Annotated in this window: 18 protein-coding genes; 2 read left to right on the top strand and 16 right to left on the bottom strand. The window is 37.4% G+C overall.

Annotated elements, in window-relative coordinates; genetic code table 11:
• Positions 1 to 23: 23 nt before the first annotated feature.
• From AB1Z56_RS21505 to AB1Z56_RS21495, 3 genes are all read right to left on the bottom strand, one after another.
• A complete protein-coding gene (locus tag AB1Z56_RS21505) occupies positions 24 to 530 on the bottom strand; it encodes an ArsR family transcriptional regulator (RefSeq protein WP_426790094.1) in 507 nt (168 codons plus the stop codon).
• 84 nt (positions 531 to 614) lie between these two features.
• On the bottom strand, positions 615 to 1,997 hold the full coding sequence (locus tag AB1Z56_RS21500; protein WP_426790093.1) for a nucleotide sugar dehydrogenase: 1,383 nt from the start codon (positions 1,995 to 1,997) through the stop codon (positions 615 to 617).
• A 225-nt stretch (positions 1,998 to 2,222) separates the two neighbouring features.
• Positions 2,223 to 2,717, bottom strand: coding sequence for a hypothetical protein (locus tag AB1Z56_RS21495; RefSeq protein ID WP_426790092.1), 495 nt, complete (start codon positions 2,715 to 2,717; stop codon positions 2,223 to 2,225).
• Between the two features lie 180 nt (positions 2,718 to 2,897).
• Between AB1Z56_RS21495 and AB1Z56_RS21490 the strand changes: the two genes are divergently transcribed.
• Together AB1Z56_RS21490 and AB1Z56_RS21485 are read left to right on the top strand one after the other, a co-directional pair.
• On the top strand, positions 2,898 to 4,817 hold the full coding sequence (locus AB1Z56_RS21490) for a 7TM diverse intracellular signaling domain-containing protein (RefSeq protein WP_426790091.1): 1,920 nt from the start codon (positions 2,898 to 2,900) through the stop codon (positions 4,815 to 4,817).
• A complete protein-coding gene (locus AB1Z56_RS21485) occupies positions 4,814 to 5,425 on the top strand; it encodes a DNA-binding response regulator (RefSeq protein ID WP_309367362.1) in 612 nt (203 codons plus the stop codon). Before AB1Z56_RS21490 ends, AB1Z56_RS21485 begins: the two co-directional genes overlap by 4 nt.
• Positions 5,426 to 5,487: 62 nt before the next feature.
• Here AB1Z56_RS21485 and AB1Z56_RS21480 read toward each other — a convergent pair whose 3' ends face one another.
• The 13 genes from AB1Z56_RS21480 to AB1Z56_RS21420 all read right to left on the bottom strand — a co-directional run bounded on the left by AB1Z56_RS21480 (position 5,488) and on the right by AB1Z56_RS21420 (position 16,844).
• On the bottom strand, positions 5,488 to 5,976 hold the full coding sequence (locus AB1Z56_RS21480) for a hypothetical protein (RefSeq protein ID WP_309367361.1): 489 nt from the start codon (positions 5,974 to 5,976) through the stop codon (positions 5,488 to 5,490).
• A 298-nt stretch (positions 5,977 to 6,274) separates the two neighbouring features.
• Complete coding sequence (locus AB1Z56_RS21475) at positions 6,275 to 7,273, bottom strand: mannose-1-phosphate guanylyltransferase (protein WP_309367360.1); 999 nt, start codon at positions 7,271 to 7,273, stop codon at positions 6,275 to 6,277.
• 5 nt (positions 7,274 to 7,278) lie between these two features.
• Entirely contained in the window at positions 7,279 to 7,701 is a 423-nt protein-coding gene (locus AB1Z56_RS21470; RefSeq protein ID WP_286768733.1) for an adenylyltransferase/cytidyltransferase family protein, read from the bottom strand.
• Positions 7,702 to 7,758: 57 nt separating this feature from the next.
• Positions 7,759 to 8,223, bottom strand: a complete 465-nt coding sequence (locus AB1Z56_RS21465; protein WP_426790090.1) for an adenylyltransferase/cytidyltransferase family protein — start codon at positions 8,221 to 8,223, stop codon at positions 7,759 to 7,761.
• 109 nt (positions 8,224 to 8,332) lie between these two features.
• Positions 8,333 to 8,854, bottom strand: coding sequence for a 3'-5' exonuclease (locus AB1Z56_RS21460; RefSeq protein ID WP_426790089.1), 522 nt, complete (start codon positions 8,852 to 8,854; stop codon positions 8,333 to 8,335).
• A gap of 39 nt (positions 8,855 to 8,893) precedes the next feature.
• Complete coding sequence (locus tag AB1Z56_RS21455) at positions 8,894 to 9,724, bottom strand: glycosyltransferase family 2 protein (RefSeq protein ID WP_426790088.1); 831 nt, start codon at positions 9,722 to 9,724, stop codon at positions 8,894 to 8,896.
• Between the two features lie 5 nt (positions 9,725 to 9,729).
• On the bottom strand, positions 9,730 to 10,656 hold the full coding sequence (locus AB1Z56_RS21450; RefSeq protein ID WP_426790087.1) for a GDP-L-fucose synthase family protein: 927 nt from the start codon (positions 10,654 to 10,656) through the stop codon (positions 9,730 to 9,732).
• Positions 10,657 to 10,674: 18 nt separating this feature from the next.
• Complete coding sequence (gmd, locus tag AB1Z56_RS21445) at positions 10,675 to 11,754, bottom strand: GDP-mannose 4,6-dehydratase (RefSeq protein ID WP_426790086.1); 1,080 nt, start codon at positions 11,752 to 11,754, stop codon at positions 10,675 to 10,677.
• 9 nt (positions 11,755 to 11,763) lie between these two features.
• Positions 11,764 to 12,849 (bottom strand): glycosyl hydrolase family 28-related protein, encoded by a 1,086-nt coding sequence (locus tag AB1Z56_RS21440; protein WP_426790085.1) that lies wholly within the window; start codon positions 12,847 to 12,849, stop codon positions 11,764 to 11,766.
• The gene (locus AB1Z56_RS21435) at positions 12,842 to 13,654 is read right to left on the bottom strand and encodes a hypothetical protein (protein WP_309367350.1); all 813 of its coding nucleotides are present in this window, start codon (positions 13,652 to 13,654) and stop codon (positions 12,842 to 12,844) included. Before AB1Z56_RS21435 ends, AB1Z56_RS21440 begins: the two co-directional genes overlap by 8 nt.
• 46 nt (positions 13,655 to 13,700) lie before the next feature.
• Positions 13,701 to 14,753, bottom strand: coding sequence for a glycosyltransferase family 4 protein (locus AB1Z56_RS21430; protein WP_309367349.1), 1,053 nt, complete (start codon positions 14,751 to 14,753; stop codon positions 13,701 to 13,703).
• Positions 14,728 to 16,092, bottom strand: a complete 1,365-nt coding sequence (locus AB1Z56_RS21425; RefSeq protein ID WP_309367348.1) for an O-antigen ligase family protein — start codon at positions 16,090 to 16,092, stop codon at positions 14,728 to 14,730. The genes AB1Z56_RS21430 and AB1Z56_RS21425 overlap by 26 nt, the downstream gene beginning before the upstream one ends.
• Entirely contained in the window at positions 16,086 to 16,844 is a 759-nt protein-coding gene (locus AB1Z56_RS21420) for a glycosyltransferase family 2 protein (RefSeq protein ID WP_309367347.1), read from the bottom strand. The genes AB1Z56_RS21425 and AB1Z56_RS21420 overlap by 7 nt, the downstream gene beginning before the upstream one ends.
• Position 16,845: the final 1 nt, after the last annotated feature.

Raw genomic sequence — 16,845 nt, 5'->3', positions numbered from 1 at the left:
ATTTCTTTTTTATATAACGAGCTTTATTTTACAGAATATAGAATGATACGATGTTTTTCGGACATATCTGTCAAATGTAATACAATTGCTTTCTGCAATTTTTTTTCAACCTTGTCCGCTAACAGCAATAAATATGCCTGATTTATATTTTCACCCAAAACTAATACGTCAATTTTTCCTGAATCTACGCCTTCAGCATAATCTCCAACCAAACTAACTTCTTGAATATCTCCCGCTTGCTGTAGTATATTATCTACAATTTCATCAATTCCCAAATAGGTATGAATTAATTTTTGAAGAGGTGCAAATAAAGAATGCTTTGTGTTGGCTCGGTATAGGATTTTGTTTTTGTCTGTACTCTTTTCTAAATAACCTGCTTCGGACAATTGGTTCAGTTCTTTTCGTATGGCATTGGTTGATTCTTGAAACTCATCCGCAAGGCCTCTTAAATGTGATTGGTTACTTGCCGATACAAAAAACTTGATCAGTAGCTTCAGTCGAGTCTTGGATGTAATTAAAGAGTCTAGCATGGTATAGTTCAGATTGAGTAACAAAAGTACTCAATCTGATTATATTTATCAAATTAAATTATTGTTAAACAATGATCAAATTGTTTATTCGCCAATTGCATAATAGTCAAAGCCTAGTTTTTTCAGACTAGCGCTATCTAATAATTTCCGCCCATCAAATACAAAGGAGGGCTTCTTCATCTGTTTCTTGATCAGCGCCCAATCATACCCCTTAAACTCATCCCATTCTGTTAATATCGTAGCAGCATGCGCCTCCTGTAAAGCTTCATAAGGATCATTAACGACCGTTACCAAACGGCGATTTTCCTCAGCTGACCGAGTTTTTAAATAATCCAGATCCTTATAAATTTGATCTGCAGAAACTTTTGGATCGTAAACCACAAGATGTGCCTCCTCATCTAACAGATGATCGGCCACATAAATAGCAGCAGATTCCCGCGTATCGTTTGTGTCTTTTTTAAAAGCCCAGCCCAAAAAGGCAATTTTCTTCCCGTTTACTGTATTATACATGGTCTGGATAATCCGTTCTGCGAATCGCGATTTTTGATGATCGTTTAAAATAATTACCTGTTCCCAGTAATCAGCGACAGCAGTCAGGTTGTAACTTCGTGCGATGTAAACAAGATTGAGAATATCTTTCTGGAAACAAGAACCTCCAAAACCCACCGAAGCCTTCAGAAATTTAGATCCAATGCGGCTATCATGACCAATCGCTCGAGACACTTCATCCACATTGGCACCCGTCACCTCACACAACTCCGAAATCGCATTGATAGACGAAACACGTTGGGCCAAAAAAGCATTTGCAACCAATTTAGATAGTTCCGATGACCATAAATTGGTCGTAAGTATACGTTCTTGTGGAACCCAGGCAGCATAAATCTGCACCAATGCCTGAATAGCTTCTTCATCTTCACCACCGATAAGCACTCTGTCTGGATGGTGTAAATCCGCAACGGCTGTTCCTTCAGCCAAAAATTCCGGATTGGAAAGAATGGCAAAGTTGACGCCGTTCCCTGTATCGTCCAATATACTTTTTAATGCTGCAGCCGTACGGACCGGCAATGTCGACTTCTCGACAATTATTTTATCACCCTGAGCAACCCGGGCAATCTGTCGCGCACAAAGTTCGATATATTTTAAATCTGCAGCCTGCCCCTTCCCTTTACCATAAGTTTTTGTCGGCGTATTGACAGATATAAAGATCATGTCCGCCTCATCGATAGCCGTTTCAACATCTGTCGAAAAAAACAAATTCCGCCCACGAGCTTCTCCTACCACCCCATCAAGTCCAGGCTCATAAATTGGAAGCTGGCTAAGATCTTCATCGTTCCAGGCGTCAATACGTTGTTGATTGAGATCAACTACAGTAACTTGGATACCGGGATTTTTCTGTGCAATCACAGACATCGTCGGCCCCCCAACATATCCAGCTCCGATACATGCTATTTTCTTTATTTCTTTCATCTTTATGTGCCTAATTTTTAATGAGTCATTATTCTACAATGCGCAAGTCATTATTCCGCTAAAGATAGGAATATGCCCTGAATTTGTGATCAAAAGAAAATGACAATAAATAAGCTGAAAGCAAACTCCACGTGGAACATCGCCATGAATAAGAATAAAGAAACCCCGGCAAGCAGGGTTCCTTTGAGTTAAATAGGTATCTAATATGGAATAAAAACACGTAAATTATTTATTGACCAAACCATCCGATTTTTCGGAATGATTATGATATACGCCCATCATGGGAAGAACAGTACTAAAAGCTTTCTTTTCCCCATTTTGATAATTAATTACAGCTTGTATTCTGACTTTATAATTAGTCAGATCAATTTCTTTCGTTTTATCCGATCCAATCCGAAATCGTACAGACACTTCAAAAGAAGTATTTTCACTTTCTTTAAAAGGCAGAACCAATATCTGCTGGAGCTTTATTTCTACTTTGGAGTCTGTTGATCGGACGTCCTTCACGACAATATTATTGACATCGTCCCGAAATCGCTCGCCCCGAAATACCAGCGCCCCGTGGGTTGCTCGGAAACTGCCGCTATACTGTCCAGGATGTTCCTGAAAACGGTAGTAAACATTCATCGAGACATCAGTAGGTTTTTTCTTGCTAGAAGAAAAAAACCAAAATAAAGCATACACTAGTGCAATAAATAGAAATATATATAAATACATCATAATCAACTTATCATTCTATCTGAATGTCAATACCCTTGCGTTCGTAGATATTCCTTTAAATGCGTATAACAAAAGTAACAAGTAATTGTAGACCGAAACAGAGACCCTAGGGTCTTATTTACAATTAGGAAAATAAAAGCTTATTAGGTTTAATGAAAATAATGCATTTTTGTTTGCCTTATGAAGCCAAATATTATTGTTACCATTCTGTTGCTGCTCAGTATAGCCATAATCCATTTCGGGAGAGATGCAATTATGTCCAATAACCAAGCTACAGTGAACACGTGTCTGGCCAATAACTCTCCGATTCTCATTACAAAGGAAAATACGGCGTATAACAATCCCAACTATTATTATGATCATCCTAGCATATTTGTCCCCATCAGCCAGGTCAAAAGGGATATCGATCAAGAAAAGGGCATCTTCTGGCTGAAAAAAGAAATAACCCCATCAGATAGATTATCAACAGACAATTATGTACTTTCCTTTGACAATTTAACCTATGTCAATCTCACCTTGATCAATGCAAAAGGAGAAATTGAATTCAGTAGGAAATCCGGCTTATTTCGAAAACGAAAAGAATTGGCTCGGGATGACAATCGTGATTATTTTGTTTTACATCTGGAAGCCCAAAAACCTTATACGATATTGCTCCGTGTGAAACATAGCAAAGGGTACACTCCTGTATATAACTTCCGCTTGCAGACAGAACTGGATTTTGTCAAGAAGAAACAGCGCGGACGTATTGTACATGCCTTTATGGAAGGTGCTATTATCGTACTCCTGCTGTATATGGCATTGGCCTGGATGGTGTCACGTTACCGCCCATATATCTGGATCTTTTTATTCCTGCTATCCATTGGCTTATATAGCGTTGCACTGCAAAACTTCTTTATAGACTTTTTCTTTTATAATAGACCTCAACTGGGCTGGAGTACGGTATCGCTCTTTAGCCGATTGGCGGCCATCAGCTTCTACCTACTGACTATAGATTTTCTTCAACTGAGGAAACTACACACGCGTTATTACAAAGTCGCTTGTTATATCATTGCCACAATTGGTCTCACAGCACTGCTTACATTTATAAATAACTTCTATTTTGCCAACTACAAACAAAGTAACTGGATAAATATTACGCTCGGCATTATTCATATGCTCTATTTTTCCAACCTTTTTATTTCCCTATGGAAGAAGATCGATCTGATGCAACGTTTCTTGGCGTATGGCAGTGTGTTTTTTGTGACCGGCATTACGACTATGGTCTACTGCGCACTCACTTTACAAGAGCAGGCCATACAATATGTTTCCATGCTGACGCAGTTTTTTGCCCTGTGCATTACCATGTTGCTATTGATCGGTATACGCTTAAAATTGCGTAAAAATGAACTGGACTATCATCAATCGACCGAGTCAATTGTGCAGGAAAGGACAAACGAACTCAAAAAAGCAAATAATGCACTTTATGAACAGCAGATCCAGCTACTTCAAAAGAATTGCTATATTGAGACATTGATTGATGAAGTCAATCATCGGGTCAAAAACAACCTGCAACTTCTATATAGCCTCAGCAGCCTGTATAAAACCGGAGAAAATCATGGTGTTCAATATAATCAGGCCATCCAGTCGATGCAGGACCGCATCCACGCCATGATGCTGGTCAACCAGCTGCTGGTATATAATCAGAACAGCCAGCTGAAATTAAAAACACTGGTTGTTGAAACAATAAACTATCTCAGACAGATGCATGATCCGGAAAAAACGGTCTGCGTTAACGTCAATATTGAACAAGACTGGTTGATATCCACAAACACGTCGATCCCGCTAGCGTTGATCATCACAGAGCTATTGACAAATAGTTATAAATATGCTTTTCCAGAAGGAAGCACAAGTACCCCAGCCATTAGCCTAAAAATCATTAAGAAAAAACTTGAGACAATCATGCATTTTGAAGATAATGGCGTTGGCGCAGCTCAAACTGTTTTATCAACTTCCTTCGGAATTGGCCTGGTTAAAGACCTGACCAGGCAGATCAAAGGAACCGTTACGATTCAGCAAGAGCGAGGATTTCAGTATATATTTGAATTTAACAACATGATATGAGCCTAAAAGTTTTAATTGTAGAAGATGAAATGATTATCGCCCGATTTATTGAATATCAGCTTCATTCCCTTTATAACGGATTGGAATTGCATATTGCACTCACCGTTGACGAGGCAGATCAATACATGGCGCAAAACTCACCGGATCTAATACTCTGTGATATCCAGCTCAATGATCGATTAGATGGCATTGAGTTAATGGAAAAATATGCCGCAACCAAGCTTTTTAGCCTTATTTTTATTACTTCGTATCAATCGAAAAGCAGCATTGACCGGGCTGCCGCACTAAATCCTGAAAATTACATTATTAAACCGCTGGGAGAAAACCGACTCTATGCAGGTACGCATATGGTTATCCAGCGCCTGCAACAGCAAAGGGATAAAAATCAAGCGGTGGAAAAATTAAAAACATTGACTCCGGCAGAGTTAAATATCCTTAAGCTAATAGCCCTTCGGCATACGACAAAATATATTGCAGATAGCCTGTTCCTCAGTCCTTATACCATCAAAAACACAAGGCATCGCATCTGCAGGAAGCTTGATCTCCAAGAAGAAAACAATGCACTCTTGTCCTGGGCTATCGAACATCAGCATTTGCTGAAATTCTAGTTCAAAAAAATAAGGGTTTGTCCATTACAAACCCTTTCCCATAAAATAAGAATTAATGCAAATTATTTCGTCTGATTGGAGTACTCGCTCGATTGATAAAGCTCACCTATCTTCATTACTGTACTAAAATTTTTCGGTTTTCTGTTGGTATAATTCAATACACCAGCAATGCGTATCCTTTTTCCTTCCAATGCTGTTATTTCGCCTTTTTTTCGCTGTAATTTAAATCGCACCGATACATCTGAATCGCCTTTTTTGCTTTCGAAGGGTACCACCACAATCTGTTCTAAATTGACGACCAAAGCGGGATGGTCGGGCTTGACCTGTTTTATTACCATATTTTTAAGCTCTTCGTCTTTGGATTTTGTCCGAAATACAAAAACACCACTTTTTGTCCGATAGTCGCCACTGTATTGCCCTGGCCTATCCTGAAACAGGTAGTTGACCTGCATCGAAACAGCTTCGTTAAATAGCTTTTCCCGTTGCTTTGATTGCAGAATAAAATAAATAATAAATAAAACGATAACTGAAACTGCTAAAATAAGTACCATAATAAAATAGATAATAGGACTAGGTGTTATACAATCTTATGATTGCATTTAACTATATCTCAAAATTACGGTAATTGGCAATTGATGACTAAAATTGACAGGGGACAAATTGGGGACAATCACATATTCAGCTAAAAATCAACAATATAATGTATTTTACATGGAATTTATTGAATAGTTTAGAGTTCTACTTTACCCTCTGAGAGCGGGAATCAGCTACACGCTCAATAAAACCGTGAAGCTGATTAGCGTAATCTACGCATACAAGGAAATAGTTTAACTTGTAGCTAGATTGAAATTAGTCGATCAGTTTGGACTGATGACGTTCCAATGTATTATATATTTTCTTGACATCCTGCGATTTCTCTTTTTGTAACACCAGTATCGCGTCTTTTGTATGCACAAGAATACTATCACGCATCCCCACAAATGCCGTGTAAATATCGGTACCGATAACCATATTGCCATTCTCATCAACCGGATGACCCGTCTGTTTTAAATAATCGTACATGGATTCAAAGGAGCCAAGATCGGACCATTGGAAACTCGTCGCAACAACGCGAATTTTCTTGGAGCGTTCCATCACAGCATAATCAATGGAGATTGATGGAATCTCCTTAGATAAGGCCAAATCAAGCTCACCATCATTGCGATGCTGCCATGCGTTGAATGCTGTTGCATACACTTTAGGCTCAAAAGTCTGTAACTCGGCCAGAAACGTATCGGCTCTAAAACAGAACATCCCAGAATTCCATAAGAAATTGCCGCGTTCAATAAAATCTTCAGCAGTATCCTGATTGGGTTTCTCGCGGAAGGATAAAACTTTATCATCCTTATACTCGATATAACCATATCCCGTTTCAGGACGTGTCGGCTGAATACCAAAAGTAACAATATAACCTTTATTAGCCTTTTCTATCCCAGCTTTGATTGCTTCCGCATACGCCTCCTCACCCACAATCACATGATCGGAAGGTGTGACGATCAAAATATCATCCGGCTGTGCGGCAAAGGCAGCAAATGCAATCGCTGCGGCAGTATTACGGGGTGTAGCCTCGACAATGTCAATATAGTCTATCTTATTGTTTTCCATGACTTCACGGCTCAAACTATGGTTATCACAGTTGCCCACAACAATCACTTGTCCGCAAAGGGATTGATTACGTTTAACGGTCATTTCAAACAATGAGCCATCCTTAAATAAATCAAGGTATTGCTTGGGATAACTTTTACGTGAAAGAGGCCATAAACGGCTACCTACTCCACCTGTTAAAACAACATGAATTATTTTGCTCATAATCTTTATTTTTGCTCTTCCTCTTTTGCAGCGACAACACGACGTAAACCCGCGCTCGAAAAGCGATGTGTTCGCTTATTATAATAGATTTCAATATTCTCTTCTACGCAATACATACGACCCGAAAAATCTTTATCCCGATACTCCTCTCCAATAATACGGATATGAATAGGAAGTGCTTTGATCATATCAATCAAATCTTGCTCCGTCTCATAGGGGATAATTTCATCGACATAACGACAACCTTCCAATTGTACATAGCGCTCGACAATCGTTTGCGTCGGTTTAGCTTTCTCAGGAAATACTTCTGAGGGATCTGTATTTAAACCAACAATCAAGTAATCACAATTTCTCTTTGCTTCTTCAAGCATCATAATATGGCCAGCGTGTAATAAATCGAACACACCAAAGGTAATTCCAATTTTCATCTTATAATCTGTTCTTTAAAGGATGAGGTGAGCATTCAAGCTTGATCTTAAAAATTATTAGACAGTTTTCAATACAGTTTCTTCTTCTGAATTGGCATCAGCAACAATTCTTCGCAAGCCTGAACTCGAAAAGCGGTGATCCCTGCTATTGAAATAAAGCTCAATGCCTTTTTCCTCACAATAGGTTCTTCCAGTAAAGCTTTTCTCGCGGTATTCATCGCCAACAATTCTCACGTCAATATTGAATGAACGTAAGATATCTTCTAGATCTTGCTCAGTCGCATAAGGAACAATCTGATCGACATATTTACAGCCCTTGAGCTGTATATAACGTTCTACAACGGTCTGAACAGGTTTGTTTTTTTCAGGACGGTCAATAGTTGGATCTGTCTGTAGGCCACAGATCAAATAGTCACATTGCCTTTTTGCATCTTCCAACATTTTAATATGCCCGGCATGCAGCAGGTCGAATGCACTGAAAGTAATACCAATTCGCATTCCTTTTTCTGGAATTTTTATCATAGTCGCATTGATTTTAATAGAATAGAAATTTTATTGTATTCATATACCAAAGATAAGATATATCTAATAACAACCGGAGGTAATATTTGGTTCGATAAAAATGGGATGACTATATAGTCAAACCTACATCGTGATGTCGAATAAATAATTCCGCACAAGCACGTGCATCCGAAAGGGCTTCATGATGATTCAATTCAATACCCAATACTTCACAACATGCATTAAGTCTTGCCGGTTTAAATCCCTTGCCTTGGTAAATCTTAAATGTACACTCCCATTTGTCCATTAATCCCAGGTGATCATAGGGCAAATTATAGTAACTCATCGTTTTGCGAAGCACACCACGATCAAATAATTCATTATGAGCCACCATAATCCGATTATTAATAAGAGGATAAATTCGCGGAAACAACTCCTTGAATGTGGGGGCCTGCGCAGTATCTTTAGGCCGAATGCCATGTACGCGTGTCGTCTGCCACATATATTGGTTGTTGGGCGGCTGTATCAATGAATAGAATTCCTCAACAATAATTCCCTGCTCTACGACGACCAAACCCACCGCGCAGGCTGAATTTTGATTAGCCGTAGCTGTTTCAAAATCTATTGCTGTAAAACTTAATTCTGATTGCATTAACCCTCCTCCTTAAACTTTAGCAAAAATAACAACTTATTACTTATTTTGAGAATTGATTTTCCTGAGAATATCTTTATTGATTAAACGTCTTTTCCAATCAAAAAACCAGCCCCATTTATTAAAGTAGTAAATCGCAGACTGCATTCCTATTTTGGTCAACCGCCACGATTTGTGTGATCCTTTTTCAAAATGATGATAGATATGAACTTTCGGGTAGAAAACAGTGCGATACGCCGCATCTATTAAACGTCTACATAAATCGGTCTCTTCTCCATACATAAATATACCTTCATCAAAAAGGCCAATTTCCTTCAGTGCGGAGATTCGCAAATACATAAAACATCCGGATAAATAGGGTACATCCATAATATGGTCATACCCAGTAAATCTGAGTTCAAAAAGATCGTTTCTCCGCTCGACCATTTTTTTAAAAGGATTAAATCTTCTGCCGATCCAATCGTAGGGTGTCGGCAGCAGCTTACAAAGCCGCTGGATCTCATTATTCGGATAGAGTACCTTGGGCATAATATTGCCAATATCCGCATTCTTCTCCAGATAATCAGTCAATTCTTCCAACACACCTTCAGCGTAATAAACATCAGGATTTAAAATAAGATGGTATGTTGCCCCTTGTTGAATAGCCAATTTCAACGCAATATTATGCCCAGCACCAAATCCAGGGTTTGATGGATTGTGTATATATTCAATTCTCGCATCGGCAGCAATATCTTTCAGCTCATCTGTAGGTGAATTATCAATGAGGTATAACTTTGTTACTAAACCTGATAGAAGAAAACTTCCAATAGCCTCTAGGAGAATATTTCTTTCGTTCCGGTATAAAACGATTGAACCTGTTACAATAACCATTTATTTTAAAATTTGGATTTTACCTCTTGATAAACACGATTAATACCTTCTCGCAGAGAAATTTTAGCTCGCCATCCTATTCCATTGATTTTGGAGACATCCATTAATTTACGAGGCGTTCCATCTGGCTTGGAACTATCCAGTACTATTTCCCCTTCAAACCCAACAATCTCCTTAATTAATAGAGCTAAATTATAGATCGAAATATCCTCGCCCACGCCAATATTGACTAAACCTGCTTCATTATAATTTTCCATAAGGAAAACACAGGCATTTGCTAAATCATCAGCATGCAAAAATTCACGAAGGGGGGTTCCGCTTCCCCAGATCACAACTTGATCATATCCCTCTCTTTTTGCCGTAACAAATTTACGTATCATTGCGGGAAGCACATGAGAATTATTCAGGTCGTAATTGTCATTTGGTCCATATAGATTTGTTGGCATGACCGAAATAAAATTACAGCCATATTGCGACCGATAGGCATCACACATTTTGATACCAGCAATCTTTGCAATCGCATAAGGCTCATTGGTAGGTTCCAATTCCCCTGTCAATAAATATTCTTCTTTCAAAGGTTGGGGCGCCAACTTAGGATAAATACAGGATGAACCCAAAAACATAAGCTTATTTACACCGTTCAAATAAGATTGATGAATGACGTTATTCTGAATCATCAAATTTTCATAAATAAAATCTGCTCGATATGTATTATTGGCAATGATCCCGCCTACTTTTGCCGCAGCAAGAAAAACGTAATCTGGTTTTTCTTGCTCAAAAAAATGGGCAACGAGATTTGAATCGCGTAAATCCAGTTCTGCGGATGTTCTTAACACAAAATTATGATAACCTTGCTTTTCCAATTCTCTTAATATCGCAGAGCCCACCATTCCCCGATGCCCAGCGATATATATTTTACCACTTTTATTCATAAGCTCTTTTTCCTCTTCTTATTTTTTCAGTCTATCCAGATCAGCTTCCATCATCTCTTTTACTAAACCAGCTAGATCGTATTTGGGTTGCCAACCGAGTTTAGTCTTTGATTTCGTAGGATCACCAATCAAAAGATCTACCTCAGTTGGTCTAAAATAGGTCGGATCAATCGCAACTACTTGTTTCCCAATTTCGAGATTAAAATCAGGGTTACTGCATGTTTTGATAAACGCTTTTTCCCCAATACCTTCTCCACAAAAATCGAGCTCTACCCCTACCTGCGCAAAAGACATACGAATAAAATCTCGGACTGTCGTCGTTACACCAGTAGCAATTACATAATCTTCTGGTTTATCCTGTTGCAATATCAGCCACATCGCTTCCACATAATCTTTGGCATGCCCCCAATCCCTTTGCGCATCTAAATTGCCTAAATACAGACAATCTTGTTTCCCTAAAGCAATCGCCGCTGTTGCCATTGTGATTTTCCGGGTGACAAATGTTTCGCCACGACGGGGAGATTCATGATTAAACAAAATGCCATTGCATGCGAAAAGATCATAGGCTTCGCGGTAATTTTTTGTAATCCAAAAACCGTAAATTTTAGCCACGCCATAGGGTGAGCGAGGATAAAATGGTGAGTTTTCATCATAAAATCCTTTTTCATTTTTATTCTCGGCCAAGCCTCCATATAATTCAGAAGTGGAAGCCTGATAAATACGTGTCTTTTTTTCTAATCCCAAAATACGAACTGCCTCAAGAATACGCAGTGTACCTATACCATCAACATTCGCTACATATTCAGGAGAGTCAAATGAAACTTTGACATGCGACATAGCACCTAAATTGTAAATCTCATCTGGCTGTACTTCTTGTATAATACGAATTAGGTTGGTAGAGTCTGTAAGATCTCCATAATGTAATTTAAATCGTACATGTTGTTCATGTTGATCAATATAAAGATGGTCAATCCGCTGTGTATTAAAAGATGATGCCCTTCTTTTTATTCCATGAACCATATATCCCTTCTCCAATAAAAACTCTGCTAAATATGATCCATCCTGTCCTGTAATACCGGTAATTAATGCTATTTTCATTTCCCTTTCTTATTTTTCTTTATCAAACTTTCGATTATATATATTTAAGACCCGCCCTAGATTAGATCTTTGAATGCGACTTGTGTAGTTTAAAAAACTATTGCCAGCAACCTCCCAAACAAAACCATTCGCCCCTATATCAAGTATGAAACCCGTTAACCCCACATTATTTATGATGCCCGCATGTCCCTCACCGATCTCTATCAAATAATAGGCTGAACTAGAGTCCGAAGTCGCAACATTGTTTTGAATCTGAACATTTTTTGCTCCGTTCAATTGTATGAGATGCCGAAAGCTATTTTCAAAATAGTTTCCATCAATCACAAATCCATAAGTTGCCTGATTTAATGATAAACCAGTACCCTTTTCTATAGCTATGACCGCCTCACACCTGTTTCGAAGAAACGAATTTCCTAAAGCTGTTTTTCCGCGCTTACCTAAGCTTAGATAACCTTCTTTCATATTTTCGAACCCAGTTGACTCAATCGTATTAATATTATATGTGCCCTCACAAAAGATGCCTAAGCGCGAAGCCTTAAAGTAACTGTCGCGAATTATATTTGCATACATTCCTTCTAAAATCCCTCCATCAACCTCAATACAGATATCATGATCCTGAAAAACACAATTGTAGATCTTCACTTTAGTAAAAGCTCCACCGTTTGCCACATTCAGGTAAATCCCAGATTTACTTCCCAAGGTTCTGATATTTTCGAGTATAACATCTTCTAAAAGATTTCCCTTCGCCGTAAAAATCGCCGATAGATCTTTACCCACGCCGGAGCTAATGACCATACCTCCGGCCCCGCCAACATCTCCTTCACCAAGAAGCTTGATGGAATTGGGCAAAATTAATGGCCTTGTGACACGATAATTTCCCCTTGGAAAGAAAATTGTTTTCCCTACCCCCGCATTAATGGCCTGTTGTATAGACTCTGTATCATCTGCAGCTCCGTCTCCCTTTGCTCCAAAATCGCGAACATTTAATGTAAAATTGCTGCATACCTGCTCCTCAGATTTCTGTTTTGCCCTTCCGTGGCAAGAAATGTTGAGTACACAAAAAATAAACGATAGGATTGGAACAATTTTATTCATTGATAATTCTATTAATAAAATTCGGTTTCTTAACAAAAAGTCGATAATCACCTTCCACTAAAGAAGAATCTTTTTGAACAGGTAAAAGCTGCAACTTGCCCTCTTCATTAATTATCCCAATATCATATCCCAATGATAAAATGATTTGCGACAATTTGGCTTCACCAAAACGAATAATTGAAAGCTTATAATTCTCATTTTCGCCGGGAAATACTCCTCCATTAGCCGCAGTTATTTCACGCAAAATATCGGTAGTAGTTAATAAAAAAAAACTCTGCACATGTGGTGTGTAGTTGTCTCTGATCAACGACTGGTACACCTTTGAACTGTAAGAAATCCCCAACAAGCCCAAATTGCTCTGTGCACGAAATATGTTGATATACTCATCAATAAATACGTCGGAATCAGCATTGACAGAAGTATTGGTCAGAAAAATATACTTATTATCACCAGCTATTAGGTTTTTAACAACGAAACCATATCCCCCAAAATCCATTCCCCGATTAGGCACTCCATATACTTCAACACTTTTATCGAAGAACTTTTCACACGTTAATCTTTCGCTATAATTATCATCCAGATCCGATACAGTCAATATGTTTCTTATTTGTCGATGCCCTTGATAGTCCCGGAGCCTCTCAAAATGAAATCGCAATCCGCATAAAAACTTATTCCCGGTATACTTAATAACCTTGTGACGTTCAAAAGGATATCCTGACCACTCATGCGCATGAACAATTACCTCGTTACTTAAAATAGGATTACGTTGCTTTTTCCTAACTTTTACCGGCATATTTTTATTCAAGTGCAGGATGTTTAGGATATACTCAAAGACAACAAATAAATAAAATCTAATCATAAATTTTTATATACTGCTTTCTCACCAACTCCATTGAAAAATGATTTTGGATAAATTCCTTGTTAATCTTCTGCCTTTCTCGATATAAAGCGGAGGACCCAACTTCAAATATCTTTTTAAGATCATTTAAATTATTCATGATTAAATTTTCCTTTGGAACAATTTCTCTTACAGCAGGAATATCCCATGCAATGATGGGTAATCCAGCATTCATGGCTTCCAAATAAACCATTCCAAAAGTCTCACCCCGAGACAATAAGACAAAATAATCAGACCTTTCTAGTAACTGGTCAATATCCGATCGGTAGCCCATAAACTCAACTTTATCGGAAATACCTAAAGCTAAGACTCTCTGCTTAAGAAACGTTATATAATTTTCCTCTCCCCCACCAACAATTTTCAATGACCATTCAAATTCCTTAATCAAGCCAAAGGCCTCAAGCATCCGATCTGTCCCTTTTTGAAAGCTAATACTTCCGACGCTAATAAATTTTAACGGCTGATTTACATTCTCTTTTACCTGGATTTTGCAAACATCTACCCAGTTGGGAATACAAAATGCTTTCTTTTTAAAAAAGGATCTTTTTAAGGTAAACAAAGTCAGATATATAATTTTATGGGACAACAACTCAGCGAGAAAAAGTACTATCGTATGAAACATAAATACCAATTGCCTTTTAAACAAATTAGTATATGAATCTTTGTTATTTTCTGGTAGTGAATGAACGGTAATAATGGATTTCAATCCAAGGAGCCTTCCTAAAATTGCTGTCCAAAGAATAGCTTTGGGTTGATGTCCATGAATAAAATCAAAATCACTCGCTTTAATATAGTTAAAGAGCTTATTTACACCCGTCTTTGGAAACCAGCCCGTCTTTATAACGCATACAACAACATCTTTCGGAATTTTTTCCAACAATGGTCCTTCATCAAACGCTATGAGGTGAATTTCATATTCTCCTTTCAGCATTTCGATCAATTTTAATACATGAAGTTCACTTCCGTACAAATTCGGCTTATCAATTAAAAAGGCTATTCTCTTCATTCTCATAAACAAAAAACATAATTAAAAAGGGAATAGAAAAATTTAAAGTCTGAAAAGACATTGAAAATAGTAGTAAATAAAAGTACCAATACCTAATAAAAGAACACGATGTCTTTTTTAAAATTAAACCGCATGCAGCAAAATATGCCATGAAAAGAATCAGACCTAGTTCTACAGCCATTTGCAGAACGAAATTAAATGATGCGGGGCTTGCACCCCTTGGATAATATAAGACATTCATGTAGGAAGGCAAATAATCCTTAATATAATATTGGAAATTGTACATCCCCACTCCCAAAAAGAGAGACTTATCTTTTAACAAGTTAAAAAGAGCTTCTGAACTTCCATATCTTTCAATAGTCGAAAGATCGGCCTCAACCTCAAAAGTACTGATAAAGCGTGCTCCAATATTAAACCCCCCGATAGATAGCGTACTTATCAGATAAATCAAAGCTAAAACAACGGGTAATATAAATAGCGATTTTAATGCCCCCTTTAAACTAAAAATATGAATATATCGGCCAAACTCTATAGCATAGAAAATAAAAAAAAGCAACTGTCCCAACCTAGAAATGGAGAGGATAACACAGACTAAAAATAAAACCGCTATAGCTAAAAACAATTTTAGGCTAAGCAAACGTTTTCTAAATGCGTAAAATAAGGCAAGATTAGAAAAAAATAACTGATAGACAAAAAAAGAAGCCTCATTTGTTAGTCCTGCAGGTCTGGCGCCTAAATAGTCTTCGATTCTAAATGTCTCTGAAAATGAAGGGTTATTATGAATTAATATAAAACCAATACCCGAGAACTGGATAAGCACAGCCAAGGAGGGCAATATTCCCCCTAATATCATTGCATATAAAAAGTTACTATTTATTTTCTCAATACTAAAGTGATCAATAAGATAGTTACGAACAATAATAAAAACAGGAAGAAAAACAAAAAGCTTATTCAAAGACATTATTCCTCTAATGAATGGGCTAGGGCTCATATATTGTTCTGGAGATAAATTTCCTAAAGCTACTCTCGTCAGCCCAAAAAATATTGAAATGAGAGAAACACCAAGAAAAGCTATCCAAATAAAATCCGGCAAGAATAGTCGTACACTCGTTAAATACGTCTTCAATTTTTGTTTTTGGAACAATAGAATCAAAGCTAATAACAAAAAAAGATTCAATTCAAAAAAGGAAACTGTTATTCCAATCTTTACGATGGAAGTTACATTAAACTGTGAAGTTATAATCAAAGGATAAATTACACCTATTGATTTTTTTAAAAAAAAATATACAGTGGAAATTATGATTAAAAAATATAATAAATAAAAGAGTACACCTAGCATATCCTTTTTTTGAGATTTACAACATGGAATAATACCTTCCGATATTCTCTATAAAGATACGCTTTCCAAGAAGAAACTTTCAGGTTCTTCATAGAGGCTTTACAAACTTCATCAAATCCCTTAGTCGCATTAACATTGCTAATACCTTCTGTATTCATATGCGCTACGGTTTTATCTAAAAAATAAAATGCCCCTTTGTCCGCATAGATACGCGAGAAAAGATCATAATCCATTGCAATCTTATAATCCAAATCGTACTGCATTTTAATATATACTTCGCGAGAGACAAAACACGTCGGATGCCAAATAGGCATCTGAAAAGTAAAAGTATCCAGGCCCTTAGGCAAATAAGTTTTACTGGTTTGGCTATTGAACAGTGTGAGCTTTCCATGGATTACTCTAAATGGGATATTTGGATCGCTCTTAAGAAATAAATGAGCAATTTCAGAAAGTATATTAGGCTCGTAATAATCTCCGGAATTAATTAAGCCTACTAAATCACCAGAAGCCTGCTTCGTTCCTTTATTAAACGCATCACTTATTCCTTGATCTTTCTCGCTAATAACTGCACTTATTTTATCTCGATATTTGTTTACAATTTCCAAAGTTCCGTCTGTAGATCCACCATCTATTATAATATATTCTTTATTGGAATATTCCTGCTCGAATAATACATTTTTTATTGTTTTCTCTATATTTTTGACGTCATTATAAACAATCGTAATGATCGATATCTTTGGTAATACTTCCATT

It is taken from the genome of Sphingobacterium sp. WOUb80 (assembly GCF_050058145.1).
Lineage (GTDB): Bacteria > Bacteroidota > Bacteroidia > Sphingobacteriales > Sphingobacteriaceae > Sphingobacterium.
Note: the sequence above shows the minus strand (reverse complement) of the source record. Positions and strands in the feature narration are given on the sequence as shown.

Coding starts and splice junctions, on each gene's coding strand:
- AB1Z56_RS21420 (WP_309367347.1), bottom strand. CDS start 16,844: ATGGAAGTATTACCAAAGATATCGATCATTACGATTGTTTATAATGAC.
- AB1Z56_RS21425 (WP_309367348.1), bottom strand. CDS start 16,092: ATGCTAGGTGTACTCTTTTATTTATTATATTTTTTAATCATAATTTCC.
- AB1Z56_RS21495 (WP_426790092.1), bottom strand. CDS start 2,717: ATGATGTATTTATATATATTTCTATTTATTGCACTAGTGTATGCTTTA.
- AB1Z56_RS21475 (WP_309367360.1), bottom strand. CDS start 7,273: ATGAGCAAAATAATTCATGTTGTTTTAACAGGTGGAGTAGGTAGCCGT.
- AB1Z56_RS21470 (WP_286768733.1), bottom strand. CDS start 7,701: ATGAAAATTGGAATTACCTTTGGTGTGTTCGATTTATTACACGCTGGC.
- AB1Z56_RS21460 (WP_426790089.1), bottom strand. CDS start 8,854: ATGCAATCAGAATTAAGTTTTACAGCAATAGATTTTGAAACAGCTACG.
- AB1Z56_RS21440 (WP_426790085.1), bottom strand. CDS start 12,849: ATGAATAAAATTGTTCCAATCCTATCGTTTATTTTTTGTGTACTCAAC.
- AB1Z56_RS21455 (WP_426790088.1), bottom strand. CDS start 9,724: ATGGTTATTGTAACAGGTTCAATCGTTTTATACCGGAACGAAAGAAAT.
- AB1Z56_RS21450 (WP_426790087.1), bottom strand. CDS start 10,656: ATGAATAAAAGTGGTAAAATATATATCGCTGGGCATCGGGGAATGGTG.
- AB1Z56_RS21500 (WP_426790093.1), bottom strand. CDS start 1,997: ATGAAAGAAATAAAGAAAATAGCATGTATCGGAGCTGGATATGTTGGG.
- AB1Z56_RS21490 (WP_426790091.1), top strand. CDS start 2,898: ATGAAGCCAAATATTATTGTTACCATTCTGTTGCTGCTCAGTATAGCC.
- AB1Z56_RS21505 (WP_426790094.1), bottom strand. CDS start 530: ATGCTAGACTCTTTAATTACATCCAAGACTCGACTGAAGCTACTGATC.
- gmd (WP_426790086.1), bottom strand. CDS start 11,754: ATGAAAATAGCATTAATTACCGGTATTACAGGACAGGATGGATCATAT.
- AB1Z56_RS21480 (WP_309367361.1), bottom strand. CDS start 5,976: ATGGTACTTATTTTAGCAGTTTCAGTTATCGTTTTATTTATTATTTAT.
- AB1Z56_RS21430 (WP_309367349.1), bottom strand. CDS start 14,753: ATGAAGAGAATAGCCTTTTTAATTGATAAGCCGAATTTGTACGGAAGT.
- AB1Z56_RS21485 (WP_309367362.1), top strand. CDS start 4,814: ATGAGCCTAAAAGTTTTAATTGTAGAAGATGAAATGATTATCGCCCGA.
- AB1Z56_RS21465 (WP_426790090.1), bottom strand. CDS start 8,223: ATGATAAAAATTCCAGAAAAAGGAATGCGAATTGGTATTACTTTCAGT.